The organism is Stenotrophomonas sp. PAMC25021, from assembly GCF_004795795.1.
Taxonomy (GTDB): domain Bacteria; phylum Pseudomonadota; class Gammaproteobacteria; order Xanthomonadales; family Xanthomonadaceae; genus Stenotrophomonas; species Stenotrophomonas muris.
This window is the reverse complement of the sequence record NZ_CP039255.1, coordinates 4,106,306-4,128,207: the sequence shown is the minus strand read 5'-3', so window position 1 is coordinate 4,128,207 and position 21,902 is coordinate 4,106,306. Positions and strand designations below refer to the sequence as shown.

8 protein-coding genes are annotated in these 21,902 nt (G+C 69.0%); all 8 read right to left on the bottom strand.

Annotated features, from left to right (window positions below; translation table 11 throughout):
* Positions 1-223 precede the first annotated feature (223 nt).
* The 8 genes from E5790_RS19075 to gspK all read right to left on the bottom strand — a co-directional run bounded on the left by E5790_RS19075 (position 224) and on the right by gspK (position 21,898).
* Positions 224-12,607, bottom strand: a complete 12,384-nt coding sequence (locus tag E5790_RS19075) for a filamentous haemagglutinin family protein (RefSeq protein WP_111206997.1) — start codon at positions 12,605-12,607, stop codon at positions 224-226.
* Positions 12,608-12,806: 199 nt separating this feature from the next.
* Positions 12,807-13,982: a substrate-binding domain-containing protein gene (locus E5790_RS19070; protein WP_014647364.1), complete on the bottom strand. Its 1,176-nt coding sequence runs from the start codon at positions 13,980-13,982 to the stop codon at positions 12,807-12,809.
* Between the two features lie 311 nt (positions 13,983-14,293).
* A complete protein-coding gene (gspF, locus tag E5790_RS19065) occupies positions 14,294-15,493 on the bottom strand; it encodes a type II secretion system inner membrane protein GspF (protein ID WP_046430964.1) in 1,200 nt (399 codons plus the stop codon).
* 7 nt (positions 15,494-15,500) lie between these two features.
* Positions 15,501-16,934, bottom strand: a complete 1,434-nt coding sequence (gene gspE / locus E5790_RS19060) for a type II secretion system ATPase GspE (RefSeq protein ID WP_111206996.1) — start codon at positions 16,932-16,934, stop codon at positions 15,501-15,503.
* Positions 16,931-19,312, bottom strand: a complete 2,382-nt coding sequence (gene gspD, locus E5790_RS19055) for a type II secretion system secretin GspD (RefSeq protein ID WP_111206995.1) — start codon at positions 19,310-19,312, stop codon at positions 16,931-16,933. Before gspD ends, gspE begins: the two co-directional genes overlap by 4 nt.
* Positions 19,309-19,836 (bottom strand): type II secretion system protein GspM, encoded by a 528-nt coding sequence (gspM, locus tag E5790_RS19050; protein WP_111206994.1) that lies wholly within the window; start codon positions 19,834-19,836, stop codon positions 19,309-19,311. Before gspM ends, gspD begins: the two co-directional genes overlap by 4 nt.
* Complete coding sequence (gene gspL / locus E5790_RS19045) at positions 19,833-20,996, bottom strand: type II secretion system protein GspL (protein WP_111206993.1); 1,164 nt, start codon at positions 20,994-20,996, stop codon at positions 19,833-19,835. The genes gspM and gspL overlap by 4 nt, the downstream gene beginning before the upstream one ends.
* Positions 20,993-21,898, bottom strand: coding sequence for a type II secretion system minor pseudopilin GspK (gene gspK, locus E5790_RS19040; RefSeq protein ID WP_049439482.1), 906 nt, complete (start codon positions 21,896-21,898; stop codon positions 20,993-20,995). The genes gspL and gspK overlap by 4 nt, the downstream gene beginning before the upstream one ends.
* Between the last annotated feature and the right edge of the window lie 4 nt (positions 21,899-21,902).

The following is a 21,902-nucleotide window of genomic DNA, read 5'->3' as shown; positions in this document are numbered from 1 at the left end:
GAGCCTGCCGCCGGGCGCGCTCCTGCGCCCGGCGGCGCCGTGTCGGTGGTCCTCACCGCTGATGGCCGCTCCCTGCCGTCCGTGCCATCCTGGCTGGGGCCGCTGCCGTTCCGTGGCGGCTGGCCCGATGCTGTTCGTTCTTTCGGCCCGGTCGCATCCACGCATGGCGTGGATCTATTGCCGACCTTGGTGGGCAGCAACGTGTGCCGACCAAGGTCGGCACCTACCGGCGCTGCGTGCCCTCGTCGCGACTTGCCTGCGGGAACTGGAAGGCACTGTTGGCGTCATAACCGCTGTTGGCAGTGTTGCCACGCGCCGGCGGGTCGATGCTGCTGGTACCACTGCCGAAGCCCAGAATCTGCACGCTGATCACCGACGGCTGGTTGCGCCGTGCCTCGTCCTGGCTCTTGCGCATCACATCCTGTGCCGCCTGGCTGGCGCTGTTGGCTGCCGCACTGGCCGAGGCCAGCGCATTGACGTTCACCGATGCCAGCACCGGCAGGCCCTTGCTCTCGCCCTGCACCTGGATGTTGGCCGCGTTGAGCACCTGCAGTGCGGCCAGGTTGATGTTGCCCGAGACGCGGATACCGGCCTCGCCCGCATCGATGGAGCCAAGCGGTGCGATCAGGTCGACGTCGCCCGGCGATACTTCGGCAATGGGGTTCAAGGTCGCGATGCCGGCACCGCTGGCCGGGGCCTGCGGCGACAGGATTACATTGCCCCAGCCGTCATAGACGCGGCGCGGTGGCGTGTACAGCAACGTCGTCCGCGAACCACGACCGGCGTTGATGTCACCCTGCTCCGACCACGCCAGGATGTCGCCGCCGAAGGTGGTCATCACCCGCGACAGGCCCAGCAGCACGCTGTCCTGGCTGAACAGCCGGATATCGCCTTGCCCCTGGGTGACAAGGCCGGCGCTGGCAGGTGGCACCACGCCCTGCACACCGATCACGATCTGCCCACCCGGTGCCATCAGCTCGATGTTGCCGCCCGCCTCGGTACGCACGCCGGAGCCACCGTACATCACGATATCGCCGGTACGGTCGATCGTCGCACCGGCCGCATTCCTGTCCGGCATCAGCGTGGCGATGGCTTCGCGCCCACGCAGGTAGGAGCCGAAGCGGGGCCCTTCTGCATCGGTATATTCCCGTCCACCTTCGCGCAGCTCGGCGTAATAGACCTGGCGCAGGAAGATGCGCTGCTGTTCCTGCGGCAGCGCATCGAACGCGGCCAGCGCCCCGTCGCCCTCGGCCGCCACGCCGAAGCGTCGCTGCAGCCACTGCTTCAGTTCCTGGTCGTACACCTTGGCTGCCTTGCCCGGCTGCGACGCAAGCGATTGCGCGGGATTGGCAAGGTTGGCAGGGTCCAGATAGCGTGCACGCAGGGCCGCGAAATCGATCTGCTGGTTGCCGGCCGTCAGCGCGATGCTGGCGCCGGGACGGGTGTCGCCCTGCACGATGCCACCGAGGCTGGCGATGCTGCCCGCATCCTCCTGGCGCAGCTGGCGGCCGGCACTGATCTCGGTGTTGCCGGGGCCAGCGATGGTCGCGTTCAGATGCACGATGTCGCGGCCCGCCGCCGCCACCGTGATGTCGGTGGGCGCGGTGTTCAACGCGGTCATCGACACCCCGAGGATGTCCCGGCCTGCCCGCAGTTGCACGGCGCCGGCGGCCTCGAACCAGTTCAGCTGCGTGCGCTGCCCCGCGTTGACATTCAGCGTGCGCTGGGCGCCGGTGGCCAGACCCATGATGTCGCCCTGCACCGCGTAGAAGCGGCTGGGCGCCAGTGCCGCAGACACAGTGGACAGCGGCGTATTCGGACCGAATGCGAACAGTGGAAGCGACCCCGCCGGCGATGCCGTGTTGCCGTCGACGGACAGGTTGTGCCGCGAGCGGGTCACATTGCCTGCGGAATCCCCCTGCTCGGCCATGAATGCCGGGTCGAAGGGTCCCGGCAGGCGCGCGTCACTGGCCGAGCGCGCGATCTGGGTCGCGCCAGGCTGGGCGAAGATGCCTCCGCCGGCCAGGACGTCCAGCCGTCCTGTCGCCGAGGGTGCCAGCAGAATCACATCCTGCGTCCCCGGCGTGGTGCTGATCCGGTCCAGCTTGATGTCACCCTGCGCAGCAATGGCGCTGAAGCGCGAAGGATAGAGCCAGTAATTCAGCAGATCATCGCCGCCACGCACAACAAGCTGGACCTGCTCCCGCCACAGATTGCTGCCCGTCACGTTTTCCGGCCCGGCGAGGCCTGGCGCGAGGTCACCACCGGCACTGAACAGATCCACGGCCGTGTTGGCGGTCCACAGGGAGAACCACGTACTGCCTGCAGCGCGCGCGCCGTCATCCTGCAGCACCGCGCTGTAGTTGGCCAGCGGAACCCGGCCGGCATCGGCGACGCCGCCGAGCACCACATCGCCCCGCGCCTGCAGCTGCGCGGCGGCGTCGCCCAGCACCAGCACCGGCCCGCCCATCGCGCGGGCGGCGTCAGGCGCAAACAGGTCTGCCGCCCGCTGCTTACCCAGCGTCGCGTAGCTTTCCAGGGTGACGCCCATTGCACCGATGCGCCCCGCATCGAGCTGCAGGCTCCCACGCAGGTTGCTGAAGGTACCGTTGAGGTCGAGATTCTGTCCCGCCCTGGAGGGGTTGAGGCTGGAGATCGTCGCCTGCAGGTTCGGATTCAGCGCGCCACCGATACGCAGCTGCAGGTCGCCGCCGCCGGTCAGGTGCAGCTGGCCATCGCTGACCCGGCCGGTCGATCCCACCGCAGCAATGATCGCACCCGAGCGCGGTGCGATCGTCGACACCAACGCGTCACCTATCGCATCGCGCACGCCGGCGTCACGCCCGGCCTCCAGCGTCAGGTTGCCCCCGCCCAATGTGCCGAAGCCGGTGAAACCAACCATCCGTGGAGAAGCGCCGGCGGCAGCGGACACGTTGGTGTAGGCGCCAAAGTTCACCCACCAGCTGGTCGGCACCGGCTCGACCCCAGTGGTGCCGCCGGTACCCTGCCGCCACAGCCAGTTGCCGACCGCGGCACTGGAGTACAGCGCCCAGTCGCGATCGCTGCTGCCCGACTCTGCGCGCGCGGTCCAGGCGTCGCCGACGATATCGCGTCCGGCTTCGACGCGCAGGTTGCCACCATGATCCGGATACCAGGCCTGGTAGCCTGCCATCGCGGCGTCATAGCTGCCCGGCACCAGGTTCGGCCCCAGCACTGCGGTGTTCCAAGGGGCCGCTGCACGGGGCGAATTGAAGGCAGCGTCGCGGCCCCCACCCAGCGCGGCGGGAGTGCCGGCGGTGTAGACGCCAAAGCCTGACTTCATCACGACGTCAGCGGCCGCGAGCAGTTCCATGTCGCCCCTGCCGGTGCGCAGTACGCTCCACGCCGGCGTGCCTGCGCGCTTGCCGTAAGTGGTCACTTCGGTCTGCGTGCCGCCGCCGGCGCAGTAGGTGGGCGCGGTGCTGCAGAACTCGTCTTCGGTCATGCCAAACATCGCGGCGAAGTCCTTCGCAGGAGTGCCTGCGTAGGACTCGTCGCCCCAGTAATCCAGCGAGCCCTGCGCGGCCACCTGGCGGGGTGCCGGGCCGCAGTAGTCGGCCGACATCGCGCAGAACTCGTCTTCGGTGAAGCCGAACATGTCGGCCAGCTCCGCGATCGGACGGCCTGCATAGGAGGTGTCGCCGATCCAGTCCAACGATGCCTGCTCGGTCAACGCGCGATCCCCCACCCAGATGATTTCCGTCTTGACCGTGCCGATCGAGCCCTGGTGGGTATCGGCCAGCACCACGCTGCCATCGCTGCCCCAGCGCCGGCTGCGTGGGTCGGCTGCCCCGGCATCGGCGCCGGCAACAACGGTCAGGTCCCAGGAGGTGGTGCCCTCGGCCAGCATCGGCGCCAGCGCCCAGTTGCGCCCCTGGTTGCCGCCGGCATCGGCCGGCCTCAGATTCACCGGCGCGTCGCCGGGCAGCTCCACCTTGGTCAACGACGGGATGTACGCGCCCACCTTGAGCGCGACTTCGCGTGCCAGGCGCAGCGCAACCGGCAGCACCGCGCCGGCGGGCCACTCCTGTGCCGCCATCTGTACCGCACTGCGCAGGCGGAAGCCGGCTCCCAGCCGCGCACCGGCCGCCAGCATCAGCGGCTCCTGCAGCACGGTGCCCGCGGCCAGCGTCTGCCCGGAGTCGGTGGTCACCGCCGCACCCAGCACCGTGCCTGCAGGCAGCCGCAGGTTCTGCGAGATCACCATCGGCGCGGGCAGCACGGTACCGACCGGAAGCGTTACCGATTCGACCGGCACGTCATAGTTCAGGCGGGTGCCGGCTTGGAACTCGGTGCCGGGCTGCAGCTTCACTCCGTCCACCGGCACCACCAGCCCACCGCCAAAGGGGGTGTGCCCCGCGCTGCCATTGCGGCCCTCGTACAGCTGCCAGCCGCCCTCATCCGGCGTGGACGGCGGCGCTGCGAACCCATCGTTGATGCTGCCGTAGACGTTGATGTTGCCTTCGGCGCGCAGCACCAGCGAGGCCGATTCGCCGAAGCCACGCCGCGATGGATCGGCGCGGTTGGCATCGGGGCCGTAACGGTAGCCGGACAGATCGATGTCGCCGGCGATGGTCAGGTCGCCGTCCGGGTTGGCGTCGCTGCGCCGCGCCAGCACCTGCACGCCGGGACGAAGGCGGACATCGCCCAGCGCCCGCGTGCGCTGCTGCAGATCCGCGTTGCCCAGCGCACCATCGATCCAGGCCACGCTGTGCGGATCGACCACCCGGTCCAGCCACTGCTGGGTGACCAGCTGCGCGCGGTTGCCGCGCACGTCAGCGGTGGTTGCCAGGGGCGCATCGTCGTAGCGGCGAACACCATTGAGCTGGATGTCGGCCGCGCCATCGATGCGCAGGCCGGTGGCCGCGGCAATCGCCGCGTCGTTGCTGCCCAGCCGCGGCACATCGATCTTCAGCGTGCCGCGCGGGGTGCCATCGTTCTGGCCAGGACGTCCACCGACGGTAACGTCGCTGCCCGCACGCAGGTCCAGCTGCGCCGCGCTGCCCAGGCCGACGGCACCTTCGGCGCTGCCCAGCGTGATGGTGGCCCGGTTTGGACTGTCGATGATCTTGCCATGGCTGTCCACGCGCAGGCCGGTACCGTGCGCGTCCAGCGTGCCGTCCACCTGCAACTGATCGCGGGCGTACAGGCGGATGCTGCCGACCTGCTCGCCGCTGGCATCGATGCGGCCGGCCACGGTCAGGCTGCCCGCGTCGACGCTGATATCGACCCGGCGCGCCTTCACTTCGTCGCCGATCCGCAGATCGCCCTCACCGATCTGGAAGCTGCGACCGCCGACGACGCCGCCGGCGGTCAATCGCTGGTTGAGGCCGGCGAAGTCCTGCAGCTGGCGTGCCCGCACCACCAGTTCGCCACCGTCGTAGGGCACCAGCGTGCCACCGGCATCGTAGCGACCAGTGGCGGCACCCTGCAGAACACCGGCCAGATCGGCTCGGCCGGCCATTGCGGTGACCGTCAGGCGTCCGCCGCGGTTGTTGCGTGCGGAAACATCGATGCGGGAGGCCGCATCGGCGCGGATGTCACCCGTGTCGCTGGACAGCAGGACATCGCCGCCCCAGCTGAACTTGTCCACGTCGTACAGCGAGACCTTGCGTCCGGCCAGATCCAACTCGGCCCGGCTGCCAAGCGTGATGCCCTGGCGTGCGTTCGCCGACAGCCGTCCAGACGCCAGCGCGACCGTGCTGTCCAGCGCGATCCGGTTGGCGTCGATGCTCAACTCACTGCCCAGTGCATCGCCACCCGTCTTGCCGGCGCCCCCCTGCAGGCGGAAGTCGCCGCCGGTGCGCACGCGCAGCTGCGCGGCGGGATCGGCGGCCAACAGCGGTGTATCGATACCCAGGTTGCCTCCGCTGTACTGCCACCCCTTGTCGGCCAGATAGTCGCCACGCTGCTGGAATACGTCCAGCGTGCCCTGCGCGGAGAACGACAGCTGCTCCGAAGCCCTCAGGTTCAGCGCACTGAAGCCGAGCACCTGCCGGTTCGCAGGTACTTCAGAGCTGGGACGGCTGAATGGCGCCCGCCCCAGCTGCAGCTGCCGGGTGACGATGTCCAGTTGCCCGGCCCCGAGCCGGTCCACCATCGGATCGGCCGGCGGCACCGTCGCGTCGCTGCCCGGCGCCTGGCCCGCCGCCAATGAGCCGTCCCAGACCAGCGTGTCCACCAGGATGCGCGCGCGGTCGGTCGCCGCACCGTAGCCGCGGATGGCCTGCGCACCGAGCACAAGCGTCTGCAGGCCACTGCGGCCGGTGGCACTGTCGCGCGCATCCAGGTCGACGCTGCCGAACACGTTGACAGACTCCCGCGCGACCAGACTCAACGTGTCCAGCGCCGGCGCGCCGGTCGCATCATTGCCGCGCAGCAGTTGTTGCAGCACGGACTGGTTCATGGTCATGCCACTGGGCAGCGCCCCGGCCGCAGCGGCCTGGGCGATCGCTTCGGCACTGCCGAGGTTCAGCGCCGCCATGCTCAGGCCGAGCTGGCGGGTGCCATAGCTGGCCGAGTCGCGCATCTGCAGCGCGCCATCGGTCGCTACCGCGATGCTGCCATCGGAAACCAGCCGCGTCTGGCCGTCGCACGCCGCCTGGCATCCGCCGATGTCGATCGCCACCGGACCGGCCTCCACCCCGGTGGTGCCGGTGATCAGGTTCAGGCGCTGGTTGGACACCGCCAGCAGGCCGCCGGAGACCTGGTAAGGCAGCGTCGCGCTGGCATTCGCGTTGGCGGATGCGAACGGCAGTGTATCGAGGGTCGCACCGGCCTCGACCAGCACGCCACTGCCACCGGAGGCCGCTGCCACCAGCACTTCCGGTGCGTTCAAGGTGACGCCGGAACGGATCGCCACGCTGCGCGCCTGGCCGGTCACCGCCACCTGCGAGGCCTCCTGGTTGAACTGCCCGCCGATCATCATCCGCGCCGGCAGGAAGGCATTGAGCGCGTCGTCGCTGAAGGTGGCGCCGCGATCACTCGCCTGCGATTGCGTGGTGCCATCGACGATCTCCAGCGAACCGACCGCCGGGCTCGCCAACGTGGCTGCCAGCGTGCCACCACGCCCCTTGTCGGTGGCAGCCGCGAACCGCGCGGTGCCGGCGAAGTGGATGGCAGGCGTGTCTGCACGACCTGCACCTTCGCCCAGCGCAAGGGTCAACCCGAGCGCATCGATGGTCTGCCAGCCACGCGACTCGCCGCGGCGGTCAGCTACCGATTGCGCGAAGCTGTTGTAGGAGGTTTCGTTGTAGCCCGAGTGCCGGCGTACCACGGCCGCGGGAGTCAGCAGGATGTCGGTGAGCAACGGCGAGATTGCCGCGCCCAGCGCCGTGCGCTGCTGCCCGGACACACGCCAGGTGCCGGTGCCGGTCGCAATCGGTTGCACGATGCCGGAGGTGCCGGTGGCGCCCAGCTCCACCCGGAATGCGCCGGGCTGCAGCGCATAGCTTGCCGGCATCAGCGTGTAGGTGCCGGCCGCCAGGCCGGGCACGCCAGCCGGCACGGTGATCTGCTGGCCCACCGCCGGAGCTGCGAACCCTTCTTCGCCACTGGGGGCGAACGCCCCGGCGCGTCCCGGTACGATCGCGTACACCGGGTTGCCCGACGCACTGAACCCGTAGCGCGGGTTGGCGTCGGCCAACGCCGTACGCAGGACGTCGACAGAGCCACCGCGTCCTGACACGAAGGCGGCGCCGGTCAACTCACCACCGCCGGACATGTCCAGCAGGGCCCCCGGCGCCACCTCGATCTCGTTGGCCTTCAGTGTCACCCCCATCGAGGAGATGCCGGCTGGCGTCAGCGATCCCAGGCTGCGCGTACCGACCCGCCAGTCAACACCATCGACGGTGCCACCATAGGGCAGCGACAAGCCGGCGCCGCTGGTCGAAGTTACGCTGCCTGGCAGCAGTTCCACCCGGCTGCCGACGGTTCCGTTCTGTATCAGGCCACCCAGCTGCAGCGTGCCCATCGGCGCCTGTACGTTGCCGCCCTGCTGCACCGTGGCGGCCACCAGGCGAAGCGTACCCAGCGCCGATTCCGGCGCCGGCTTCGTGGCCGCACCGGTGCCGTGGATGCGCAGCACGGCATCCGGATCGGACCAGTAATCAGCGGTCTGCACGGTCTGCGCCGACGCGCCGGCCACCAGCGTGCCGACCGCGCCTGTGGTGGGATACAGGCGCGCAGCGGTCACGTCCATCGAACCAGCCGTCATCAACGCGCTGGTGTTGCCACTGCTGGCAATGCCGTTGGTCAGGCGCACGTCACTGCGGCTTTCCAGCGCCACATGCTTGAAACCCGACAGCCAGGTGACGTCGCGGATGTCGATCAGCCCGGCCTGCACCGCCAGCGCGTGATCTTCCGGCCCGGACGAAGCGACCGCGGCGGTGCCCTGCAGGTTCTCGCCCGGCATCTGGCGCCAGCGTGCCTGCGCCAGGCGAACGTAGGGCGCACTCAGTCGCAGCCCCGACGATGGCCCGGCATCCATGGCCATGCCCAGGCTCGAAGTACCCTGGCCGTGGATGCGCAGGCTCTGGGCCAGGCGCAGGTCGACGTCGCCGACCGCGCGGATGTCACCGAACACGGACAGATTGTCGAAACCGCCAGCCTGCAGCTGCTCGACCGACAACGCGGCGTGGCCATACTCCAATGTGGCCGGCAGTGGCTGCCCCGGTGCGCTGTGCTGGCTGAGGGTGATCGCACGTGACCGCAGTACCTCCTCGCTGGCGCCACGTGCATGGATGCTGCCGCCAAAGGCCAACCCCAGGGTGCCGCCGCGTGCGCCGGCACCACCGGCGGCCGCGTCCATCCCGCCGTCCAGGTACAGCGCATTGGCCGAGCGCAGCACGATCTGCCCGCCATCGCTGTCCACGCGCACGCGGCCCTGGCCATCGACGTCCAGCTCGGCCGACGCACCCCGCGCCTGCAGGCGCGCACCGCGTTCGACCACCACGAAGGCTTCCGGTGGTCGGTTGTCGACGAACGCTGTGGTCTCCCAGTCCAGCGCCCCGCCAATCTCGATGCGTCCACCCGCGCGCACCTGCCCGCGCAGACGGCCGCTGGAATCGGGCAGCGAAATCGCGTCTGCATCGGCATCCAGCAGCGCGCCTTCGGCGAAACGCCAGGTGCGTTCGGTGCGCTGCCCGGCGTACAGCGCGTTCTCCGGGCGCACATCGTCGATCAGGATGCGTCCGCCCTTCGCGCGCAGCGTGCCTTCAACATCGATGTTGCCCGCACCAAGCAGCGAGATCGTCTGCCCTGGATCGACCGCCACCAGTGCATCCTTGCCGACCCGCAGGTCACCGCCCACGCTGTTGCGCTCCGAACGCAGGCTGACGCTCGCACCCGCGCGCTGGCTGACGCGCCCGCTCGACGGATCGGCGCTGTACAGCGGCGCGTCCCACGCCGCCAGTGCGGACGCCCGGTCGGTCGCCATCCGCGCGTCCTGGGTCAGGCGCAGGCCTGGCAGGGCAGCGACCAGCCGCGCGCCATCGGCCACCTCCACGCCGTGGTGGCCATTGATGTCGTACTGCGCGAAGCCACTGCCGAACAGGCCGGGGTCCAGTCGCAGCGACGCGCCCGCCAGGTCCGCATCGCCCACCCGCACCTGGCCACCGGTCCCCAGCGAGAAAGAACCACCGCCCTGTCCTCGACCACTGAACCGGCTTCCCTCACCCAGTTGCACCCGGCCACTGCCGTCGGTCGTCACCGTACTGCTGTTCGCCTGCAGGCTGACGCTGCCGCCTTTGCCGATATGGGCCTTGCCGCGCAGGTCCAGCGCAGCACCGGCCTCGACCTCAACCGTTGCCTTGGCGCCCACGGCCACGTCATGACTGTTGCCCAGGCTCAGGCGGCCGCCATCCGTCCAGGCACCGCTCGCGTCGCGCGGCATCGCCAGTGAGGCGTTGCTCCATTCGCCGGAGAGGTCGATCCGCGTGCCGTCGGCAATGACGGTGCGGGCGCGGCCATCGTGCAGCAGCGCCGTCGGCCGGCCCTGGACATCCAGCAGGTTGCCCGCCGACAACTGGCCGCCGGCAATGCCGATGTCGCCTGCCAGCTCCACCTCGCTGCCGGTCAGGTTGAGCTGCCCGCCGGCCTGAAGCCGAAGGCTGCCGTCGATGCGGATGCGATCGGCGGTCGCCAGGTCGATCCGCCCCCACTGCTGGGCACTCAGCTCTGCGATATCCAGCCACACCGTGTCACGCCGCTCCTCGTTGACCGGAGCCGCCAGCGACCACGCCGTCTTCGTCGGAGCCTTGTCACCCAGGCGCACATCCGAGCCGAACACACCACTGCGGCCCTGGCCGTCGTAGCGCCCCAGGTACAACTGCGCATTGCGCGCGACCGCCGTCTGCGCCTGTGCATAGCCATCCAGCGCGGCATCCGGCCTGCGGTTCTGCTGCGCGCCCTGGAAGGTGGCAGTCTCAACCTTTCCATCCAGCACCGCGGTCGGTGCGGAGACGATCAGCCGTCCTGCATCGCGGCCGACCGTGTACCCGTTATCGACCCGCCGCGCCGCGAATACGATCGGATCACGGAAGGTCTCGGTGATGCCCCAGCGTTCCTGCTTCACTTCATGGCCGCTGTACAGGCCATCGAACAGCATCTCCGCTGGCGCCTCATCAAGACGGTAGACCTGGCCATCAACGCCGCGCACCCAGCTCTGCCGGACCACGCCGCTCTGCACATCCAGGCTGCCGCCGGCAAGGTTGATGCGTGAGCCACCCTGCGTGATCACTTCCCTGCCGCCCAGCAGGACGGTGCCTCCCTGCGCAGCCCATTCGCCGATCGAGTGACCCTGGTTGTCGAGGTAGCCCCCCACTTCCAGCAAGCCGCCTGCGGCGTACCAGCGCTCACCCTCGTAGCCCCCGGTACCGGCCGGAACGTGGACCAGCCTGCGGCGGTCGACCCAGACTTCGCTGCTGGTCAGCTTGCCGCTGTCGCGGTTGTCCAGGGCATCGCGCAGTTCGTTGCCCTGCACCTTGACCTGGACATTGTTGCTCTCCATCGACACCTGCACGCCCACTGCGCCGGACACGTCCACGCGCGCGGCATCGTCCACGTAGCTACGGGCCGCCGCATCGGCGATGATCTGGCCGCCCGTGGCAACCGTCAGCGAATCCGCGCTGAAATGGATGTTGCCACCCGAGACGATCTCCACCCGCGACTGGTCCCGGCGATCATTGTGCTGGGACAGATTGTCGAAGGTTGCCGAACGCGCGCCAGCGCGGATCGCGTCCTGCTCGGCCGATTCCTTGATTAGAGCGTCGCGCTGCGTATCCAGCACCGTGGTCTTGCCATCGTCCTCGATCAGCACCGCCGTGGTGGCTCCGTCAGCAAGCGTGACGCTGCTGCCTGCATCACTGGCCGAGGCCAGAAGATGCACGGTGCCGCGCTGTGCAAGCGTGGTGCTGGCCACGGCCACACCGGCCTGCTCGACGCTGCGTCCGGCCAGGGTCACGTCACCCTCGAGTGCGCGCAGCAGACCGGTATTGCGCACGCTGCCAGCCGTGCTGCCAGCGATGAAGCGCGGCGCGATTTCATTGCCGCGGGTGGTGGAACTGGTGTTGGTGGCCGTACCCACGCCGCGCCGGATCACGAAACTGTCACCTGCTGCGAGCTGCACCTGGCCCTTGCGCGCTTCGATCTGGCCAGCGTTGTCCACGCTGTGCCCGGCCAGCAGCACGTAGCCACCGCCGCGCGTCGCACTGGTCGGCTCATGGGTCGCGATGCGCGCGCCCCGCTCCACCATCACCTTGCCGAATGCATCGCTGAGCGCGCTGCTGCTGGCGTCGGGGCTGTACAGGCCGTTGTCGCGGAACTGCGCATCGCTGATCCGTGCTGCAGCCGCCAGCAGATTGCGTACATTGACCTGGCTGTTGTTGCCGAACACCACGCCGTTGCGGTTGGCCACGAACACCGTGCCACTGGCCTTCAGCTGGCCCAGGATCTGGCTGGGCCGCGCCTGCGGATCGTTGACGCGGTTCAGTACGGCCCAGTCAGGGTTCTGCAGGAAATTCAGCGTGGTGTTGCCGCCGATGTTGAAGGTCTCCCAGTTCAGGATCGCCTTGTCCGCGGTCTGCTCTACCGTGACCTGCACCCTCCCGTCGCTGCCCTGCGACTGGATCGCGTCGCGCGCATTGAGCCAGCCACGGGTCAGCGGGTTCTGGTCGACGCTCAGGCCGTCCTTGCCGAGGCCATCGGCGACGATGAAGCCAGCCTCGCGGCGCGCCTGCCGGGCCTGTTCCTGCAGGCGCTGCTGCAGGGCAATCGCCTGCGCCGCAGTGCCAAGATTGTCGATCGACTGCTGCAGCTTCTGCCGTGCCGCATCCTGCTGCTGGGCCGGCAACTGGAACTGGATCGGCACGCCGTTGGGCATCCGGCCACTCTGTGCCGCGCTGCCCTGGGCCGCACCCCGTTCGGCGAACCAGCCCGGAGTGAACGCCTGCTGCGCCTGGCTGGCCGGGGCTACCATGCTCCCCAGTGCGACCGCGATGGCCCACGCCATCGGATGATTGCGGCGCATCGACGCGGTCGGATGAACAGCGGACGGGAGCGGGTGCGACATCGGAACCTCATCAACCTGGTGGGCCGCAGCTGCGGCGACGATCGGGGAGGCACACGCAACGCATGCCCTGCCACTGATAGACGGTTCACGCGAGACGAAGCCGACAGCCAAACGCTGCAACAGCGGCACCGTCGCGGAAATGGCGACGCCGGCCCAGAGGCCGGCGTCGGGTCAAGCAGGATTCAACCCGTGCTGCGGATTACAGCGGACGGCCGATGCCGGCGCAGGTGCTGGGGTTGTTCAGGCCGGCAGTGCTGCTGGCCAGCACGAAACGGTTGCGGATCGCATCGCGCCAGGCCTTGGTCAGCGGGATGAAGCCGTGGTCGGTGATCGACTTCTCATACGCGACGGTGTAGGTCGCCGGATAGTGGCGCGCCAGGAAGCCGCGCAGGCTGGTGGCGACGCTCGAATCCTTGTAGCACTGGCCGATCACCAGGTTGGTGTACCCGGCGATCGGATAGCCGGCCGACGGGTTGCCGAACACCGGCACCCAGTTGGCGGGGTTCTCTGCATCGGTGCCGGTCGGCGGAGCGACGGTGTCCAGGGTGGCCTGCACGCTCACCTGGTCCGGCGAGAAGCCCTTGACCTTGGCGACCTTGGTCGCATCGGTCAGGTTCGGGATCACGTCCGGGCCAACGTAGCCGATGCGGCCTTCAGCCGCGTAGACAGTGTTGTACAGCGAGGTGCCGCCGGTGGCCGGGGCGGCCACCAGGAACGCCGGCAGGTTGCCGTTGGCATCGCGCTTGTACAGGTCGGCGAAGGTCGACTTGATGGCGAACTTGCCGCCCACCAGCTTCGAGGTGTCAGCATTCTCAGCGGCACAGGCCGCGGTCAGGAAGCGGCTGAACATTTCGCTGGTGCCGCTGCTTTCCGCGCGATACACCACCTGGATCGGGCCGCTGCGGTTGGCATCGATGGTCGACCAGTCGCTGATCGCGCCCGAGAACACGCCGCAGATCTGCGCCACGCTCAGGTTCACCGCCGAACCGGCCTTGTTGAACGGGATGGTGACCGAGGTGGCCACCGACGGCACCTGGATCAGCGCGCCGTAGCGGTTGGCATTGGTCGGCTGGTTGAAGTTGGTGGTGTAGGTGTTCAGCTCGGTGCCGCTCAGTACCGAATCGCTGCCGGCGAAGTGCACGGTGCCGGTGGTCGAGAACAGCAGCGAGTTGTTTTCCAGGAAGGCCTTCTTGCCGGTGCCCGAACCGGTCACGGCGTAGCTGAAGTTCGCCGGCAGGATGCTGTCGGACGAACCCTTGTAGAGGTCGGCCGGCAACGAGGCACCGCCGCCGGTCACGGTCTGCGCCGAGGCGGCGCCCACGGTGGCGAGCAGCGCGGTGGCAACCAGCGCGGCCAGGGTCTTGCACTTGTTCATGATCTTCTCCTGAAGGGTTTACTGCGAAGGGAAACACCAAGGGAGGAACGGTCACTACACGCCTGCTGCCGCCGAGGGCCTCCCAGCCCACTCTGCGGCGACGTGTCCATGCTGGTCCGCGCCGATGACAGGCCGCTTAAGAAACCTGTGGAAGATCGGAAAAAGGTGTGGAGGATTGTGTGGAGAATCGAAGACGGCGACCGGGTAGAGTCGACTGTGCGTCGACTGGTGCACGGAGCGCTGGTCCTGTCGAAGTGTGCTTGGGAAGCAGTCGACTGACAGTCGACTCCACCCGTGATGCGCGTTGCGCATCACTGCACCAGCTGGTTCATTTCCATGATCGGCATCAGCACGGCCAGCACGATCGTCAACACCACGCCGCCCATCACCAGGATCATGGTCGGTTCCAGCAGTGCGGTCAGCGCCATCGCGCGACGCTCGATCTCGCGCGAGATCGTCTGCGCGGCGCGTTCGAGCAGTGGCGCCAGCGAACCGGTCTTCTCGCCGCTGGCCACCAGATGCACCAGGATCGGCGGATAGACCTTCTGTACCTTCAACGCAGCACCCAGTGCCGCACCTTCGCGTACGCGAGCAGCCACATCATCGGCACAGCGCGCCAGCAACGCATTGCCAAGCGTCTGCCGCGCCGCTTCGAGCGCACGCAGCAGCGGCACACCGGCGTCCAGCAGGATCGCCAGCGTCGAGGCAAAGCGCGCACTGTTCACACCCAGCACGAAGCGCCCGACCATCGGGACCCGCAGCAGCATCGCGTCCCAGCGCAGGCGCAGTTCCGGCCGCCGCAATGCCAGCCGCCAGGCCACCACCAGCGCAGCCATGCCCAGCCCTGCCCACGCACCCCAGCTGCGTACGAACGCGCTGGCGGCCAGCATCACCTGGGTCAGCATCGGCAGCGTCTGCCGTGCCTGAACGAACGCGGTCACCACCTGCGGCACCACGTAGCTGAGCAGGAAGATCACGATCGCCACCGACACCAGGCTGATCGCCGCCGGATAGATGAAGGCGGTCAGTACCTTGGCCTGCAGCGCATTGCGTTCTTCGATGTAGTCGGCCAGGCGCTCCATCACCCGTGCCAGGTCACCAGAGTCTTCACCAGCGCCCACCAGCGCCCGATAGATCGGCGGAAAATCGCGCGGCCGCGCTGCCAGCGCCACGGTCAGGCGCTGGCCGGCACGCACGTCGGCGCGTACTGCGGTGAGCGCCTGGGCCACGTGCGGGCGTTCGGCCTGCTCGATCACCGCACTCAAGGCGCCTTCCAACGGCAGGCTGGCGGCCAGCAGGCTGGCCAGCTGGCGCGTGGCCCAGGCCAGCTCGCTGGCAGACAGCCGCCGGGCAGCCCAGCCACTGCCGGCACTGCGCGCCACGCTGACCTGCACGGGTGTCAGCCCACGACCGCGCAGCACCTGTCGCGCACCGCGCGGGCTGTCAGCGTCCAGCTGGCCCTTCTCGATGCGGCCCTGCGCGTTGGCGGCCTGGTAGTCGAACAGCGCCATGCAAGCCTCAGTCGTCGCCGGTGACGCGCAGGATCTCTTCCAGCGTGGTCACCCCGCTGTCGATCCAACGCTGGCCGTCCTGACGCAAGGTCCGCATGCCGGCACGCCGCGCCGCCTCGCGCAGGGCAGGTTCACCCTGCCCTTCATGGATCAGCGTACGCACGCGATCGTCCACCACGAACAACTCGTGGATGCCGGTACGCCCCCGGTAGCCGCTGTTGGCACAGGCCGCGCAACCCACCGCGCGCCATACGGTACGGCCGTCCCCATCCACCTCGGCACGCCGGCATTGGGTGCACAGCCGCCGCACCAGCCGCTGCGCCAGCACGCCGCGCAGCGACGAGGCCAGCAGGAACGGTTCCACCCCCATGTCGGCCAGGCGCGTCACTGCCGAAATCGCGTCGTTGGTATGCAGGGACGCCAGCACGCCATGGCCGGTCAGCGACGACTGCACCGCAATCTGTGCGGTCTCCAGGTCGCGGATCTCGCCGATCATGATGGTGTCCGGGTCCTGGCGCAGGATCGCGCGCAGCGCGGTGCCGAAGCTCATGCCGATGCGCGCGTTCACCTGGATCTGGCCGATGCCGGCGAAGTCGTACTCCACCGGGTCCTCCACGGTGAGGATGTTGCTGGTGCTGCTGTCGAGCTGGCCCAACGCGGCGTACAGCGAGGTGGTCTTGCCACTACCGGTCGGGCCGGTGGCCAGCACGATGCCATGCGGCTGCCGGATCAAACCGGTGAACGTGGCCAGGGTGTCATCGGCCATGCCAAGGCGCTGCAGCTGCAGACGGCCGGCATCCTTCTCCAGCAGTCGCAGCACGGCGCGCTCGCCATGCCCGGTCGGCACCGTGGAGACTCGTATATCCAGCGGACGCCCACCCACGCGGATCGCGATGCGCCCGTCCTGCGGCAGGCGCTTCTCGGCGATGTCCAGGTGGGCCATGATCTTGATGCGCGATACCAGCGCTGCGTGCAGTGCGCGCCGTGGCTGCACCATGTCGCGCAGCGTGCCGTCCACCCGGTAGCGCACCACCGAATGGGTCTCGAACGGCTCGATGTGCAGATCGCTGGCGCCATCACGTGCGGCCTGCGCCAGCAGCGCGTTGATCATGCGGATCACCGGCGCATCATCCTGCGCGTCCAGCAGATCGGTGACTTCCGGCATGTCCTGCATCAGCCGGTCCAGATCGACTTCGCTCTCGGCGGCACCGACCACGGCAGCGGCGTCGCCGCCGTCACGGTACTGCTCAGCCAACCGCTGCTGCCACGTCGTGGCATCCAGTGCCTGGAAGGGCAACGGTCCATGCCGGCGGCGCAGTTCGGCCACAGCCCACGCTGCGGTATCGACGGTACCCAGCAGCACAGGCTCACCGCCAACCTCGGACAGCATCACCCCATGGCTGCGCACCCAGGCGTACGGCAGTGGCGCGGCGGCGCTCACGGTCCGATCACCAGTTCCGGCGTGTAGCCCAGCCCGCGCAGTTGCTGCAGTGCCGGGTCCAGCGTCGCCGGGTCGCGCGGCAGCCGCACCCGCAGGCGCTGGCCACTCTCGCCCGGCGTCGCCTCGGCATAGGCCTGCAGGCCCAGCGCCCGCACCTGCGCCACGCCCTGGCGGGCACGGGTCGGGTCCAGCCCCTGTGCGAACTGCACCAGCTGCGCATCGCCGTCACCGGCCGGATACAACACTGCCAGGCTGGTGTTCTGCAGCGGCTGGCCCTGGCCATCGCGCGCATTGCCCTGGCCGAGTACAGAAAGGTCCTGCGGCGGCAGCTGCGGTGCCGACAGCGCCGGCAATGCCCAGCTCTGCACCGGTTGCGCGCCAGCCTGCGCGTTGCGCATGTAGTCATAGCGGTCGCGGGTCAGGCGCTGGCCGGCGGCCGGGTCACGCACCACGTGCGGACGCAGGAACACCATCAGGTTGGTCTTGGCGCGCCTGCGCGTGTCGCTGCGGAACAAGGCACCCAGCACCGGAATCTTCCCCAGCCCCGGCACCGCGTCACGGCCTTGGCTGACGCTGTCCTCCAGCAGGCCACCCAGCACCATGATCTGGCCATCGTCCAGCAGCACGCTGGTATCCAGTGCGCGCTTGTTGGTGATGATGCCGGCCGTGCTGTTCGCGCTCTGCGCATCGATGCTGCTGACTTCCTGGTAGATGTCCAGCTTCACCGTGCCGCCCTCGGAAATCTGCGGGCGTACCCGCAGCTTCAGGCCCACGTCCTCGCGCACGATGGTCTGGAATGGATTGTTGCTGCCGCCGCCACCGTCGGTCACGTAGCGGCCGCTCACAAACGGCACGGTCTGCCCGACCATGATGCTGGCCGCCTCGTTGTCCAGCGTCATCAGGTTCGGCGTGGACAGGATGTTGGCACCGCCCTTGCTCTGCAGCGCGTTGGCCAGCGCCTTCATGTTGAGGATCTGGCCGACGCCGGGCAGGTTGATCGTGCCGTCGATCACCCCGATCTTCAGTCCATCCTTGGGCAGCACGTCCAGGGTGGTGCGCGCGGTGGTGTTCAGCCCGCTGCCACCGCTGGTGCCGCCGAAGTGGGTGCCGCCGAAGGTGCGGCCATTGCCCAGCATCCACTGCACGCCCAGTTCGGCCGCGTCGGTCTGGTTGACCTCCACGATCAGGCTTTCCACCAGCACCTGTGCACGGCGCTGGTCAAGCTGGTCGATCACCCGGCGCAGGTTGCGGTACACCGGTTCCGGCGCCGAGATCAACAGCGTGTTGGTGGCCACGTCCGCCTGTACCGAAATGCCGTTCTGGCTGAAGCCGGTGCTCCCGGCGTCGATCGGGTCGCGGCGGTTCGGATCCAGCCGCTCCGATTCCAGCGCATTGCTGCCGGTCCTGGCCTGTTGTGGCTGCGACGGCTGCGCCGGTGCGGAACGGCTTGCATCGCCAGGCAGTGGCGTGATGCCTTCATTGCTGCCCACTGCCGGCGCATCGCTCTGCCCCGCAACCACGCCGCGCAGCACGCCGGCGAGCTGATTGGCCTGGGCATTGCGCAGGTAGACCACATGCAGGTTGCCGGACTCGTCCTGCGCGCGGTCCAGCTTCTCCACCAGCTGCCGGGCCAGACGGGTGCGCCCGGGACTGCTGGAACGCAGCAGCACGCTGTTGCTGCGGGGGTCGGCCATCACCACCACCTTCTGGCTGGGCTCTGCGCCCTGCGCATCCAGCAGCGGCGCGACCATCGCCGCGACGTCTACGGCGATGCCCTGCTGCAGCTTCACCACATCGGTGTCCATGCCGGCCGGCGTGTCGACGCTGGCGATCACCCGCGCGATGCGCTCCAGGTTGTCGGCATAGTCGGTGATCACCAGAGTGTTGTTGCCCGGGTTCGCCGTGATCGGATTGTCCGGGCTGATCATCGGCCGCAGCACCGCCACCAGCGCGGCGGCGTTCTCGTAGCGCAGCGGAAAGGTGCGCGTGGCGACCTCGCCTCCTGCACCGCCACTGCCCACCCGGCCACCGAGCAGCTTGGCGTCGGCCTGCGGCACCACCCGGCTGACGCCGCCATTCTCGACCACGGCGAAGCCGCGCATGCGCAGCGCGCCCAGCAGCAGCTGATAGGCCTGGGTACGGCTGACCGGGCCATCGGAGACCACCGTCATCTTGCCGGTCACCCGTGGGTCGACCAGGAACTGGCGGCCGGTGAACCGTGCCGCCATCCGCAGCACGCCACCGATATCGGTATCCACCAGGTTCAGCTGCACCGGCTCATCGCGTGTGTCCTGCGCTGCCACCGGCGCCGGCAGGTGGGCCATGCCCACGATCAGGGCCAATGCAGTACTGCAGGCAAGGCTGCGCATCGCCCTCATGGATGGGCACCCGCGGTGGCCACCATCACGATGTTTCCGGAAATCCGTGCCGCCGGCATGTTCGCGTCCCCTGTGCGTGTCAGTTGCAGCTGCTGCAGCTCGATGGCCGGGTCGGCCAGCAGCGGCAGCAGCCAGTTCCATAGCGCATCGGCGGGCACCGCCTGCACCTGCAGGTGCCAGCGCCCGTCACGCGCTTCGATATGCAGGCCGTCGGCAAGGCCGGCGGTCTTGATTCCATCGCGCAGCCCAGGAAGTGTCGGATGCTGGCCCTGCGCCAGCTGCTGGCGCTCACGGACGCGCAGCAGCGGTGCCAGTGCGCGCCACTGCGCCTGCAGCCGCGGTAGCTCGGCCTGCCAGTGCGTGCGCTGCTTCAGCAGTGGCTCCAGCCACAACGACCACAGGCCCGCCACCAGCAGCGCCACCACCATCACCCACAGCATCCGCCGGTCGCGCGGTGGCAGGCGTTGCCAGCGCTGCTGCAGGCCGGCCAGCCCCCCGCCCAGCCGCAGGGTGCGGGCCGTCACTGTCCCGCTCCGCTCACCCGCAGGGGCCCACCGGCGTCGCGCGCCAGCAGCAGGCCCTGCACCTGCAGCGCCTGCTGCCAGTGCTCAAGCCGCTGCGGATCGTCGGCCAATGCCTGGGCATCGGCATCCAGCTCCATGTCGAGCTGGCCGGGCTGGTAATGCAGGCTGCGCACCTGCCCGGCCAGTTCCGGAACCGCCAGCAGCGTGCTGGCTACCTGCCGTTGCAACGGCGGCAACGGTGGCGCTGGTGGCGGCACCGCCAGAGCACGCCTTGCCTGCAGCACCGGATCCACCACATCGGTGATCTCCGGGAAGCGTGCGCTGAACTGCCGCGCCATGTCCTGTTGCAGCGCCTCGCCCTCGATCCGCCAACGCCAGACCTGCAGCTGCAGGCCGAGCGCGGCCAGCAGCACTGCCGCCAACGCGAGGCCGATTGCCAGGCGTGGCGCTTGCCGACCCGCACCGGGCAGCGGCAGTGACCACCCCGGCAGAGGGCCACATGCCTGCCGTTCCTTCATGACGGCGGTGGCCGGCAGGCTGTCCGGCCACGCCGGCGGTACGCTGCCGATCCATTGCACGGCCTGCACGCCGGCCTGTCGCAGGCGCACGGCCAGCGCCTGCATGACTGCACACGCATCACGTCCGCCATACCACTGGACGAAGCCCCGATCGCGCCCGCTTCGCACCAGCAGGTGCTCGCCGCTGACCTGCAGCGTGGCCTGTCCGTCCTGCCAGGGCAGCAGCAGGGGCGTCGGATGGAGTGCCTGCAGCTGCAGTCCGCACGAAGCCAGCAACTGCTGCGCCTGCAGGACCGCCTGCTGGCCGAGCCAGGCCACCGGAACCGTGCCGTCAGCCGCCTGCGCACCGTGGGCCAGCGCGACGTCCTGCAGGTCATCCAGCAACATCGCCTCCACCTCACCCTGCAACGCCAACTGCAGGCGGCGCCCGGACAACGGTGGCAGCTGCAGTTCCAGCAGGATCAGGTCGCTCGGATCGAGGCAGGCATGCACCGCAGCCCGCGGATGCCGCAGACCCAGCGCCGCCAGCGTGGCGCAACCGTGGGCCAGCACCTCGCCCTTGTGCAGCTGCGCCCAGTCCACCGCGCTGTCGGCGTGCAGACCCTCAAGCGTCGGCAGGCGCACCCGAAGCTGCCCGTTCATGCGCCGATCCTCGTCCACACGCGTTGCACACGCACGCCATCGTCGCGGTACTCGCGCCAGAGCAGCGCGCGGAAATCAACCGTGCTGCCGTCAGCCTGCACCCGGCCGACAGCCAGGAACCACTCGCTATGGATACCCAAGGGAAGTACCGCCATCTGTTCGTTGCTCAGTTGGAGTCGGTTGGCGATGTCGCCGCGATTGAGCAGCCAATGGCCAGCGTCGCGCTCACCGAGCAGCGCCTGCAGCCGTGCCGGCTCGACCGCAGGCGTCACCGCCTGCAGAACGCGCAGGTCGCTGGTGTTGGCGTTGACCAGGGTCTGTGCCGGCAACACCACGGTGCGTCGCGCCAGCGCCTGCAACGCCACCGGATCGGCACCCGGCAGCGCCTGTTCGATCAGTGATTCGCGCGGCAGCGGCGCCTGCGCCTGCATGTCGCCATCGCGCAGGCGCGCCTGGATGTGGTCCGCGGCGGATGTGCAGGCGCCCTGGCCCAGCCCCTGCCCGGCACACAACGCGATGAACGCGCGCCGCGCCTCGGGGTCCGGCCTGCCATGCGCAAGCAGATTGCGCAGGTTGAACATCGATTGCGCATCGACCAGCTGCAGCTGCACCGGCAACGGCGCCTGCAGCTCCAATGGGCGCGCCCAGCGCCCGCTGCGCACCGTGGTCAGCTGTTCCTTTGCGTCCTCACGCAGCTGCTGCGCCGCACGTTCCAGCGTTGCGTCCACGGCCATGCGTACCTGTGCGCGCAGCTGGTCACCACGCAGCGCGCGCAGCTGGGCCGACTGCCGGGTGAGCAGTGCAGTGGCAATCACTGCCACCAGTGCCACCACCAGCAGGGCGACGATCACCGCCATGCCACGTTGACGGACACTCGAAACAGACCGCATCCGGGCTGACATCGGC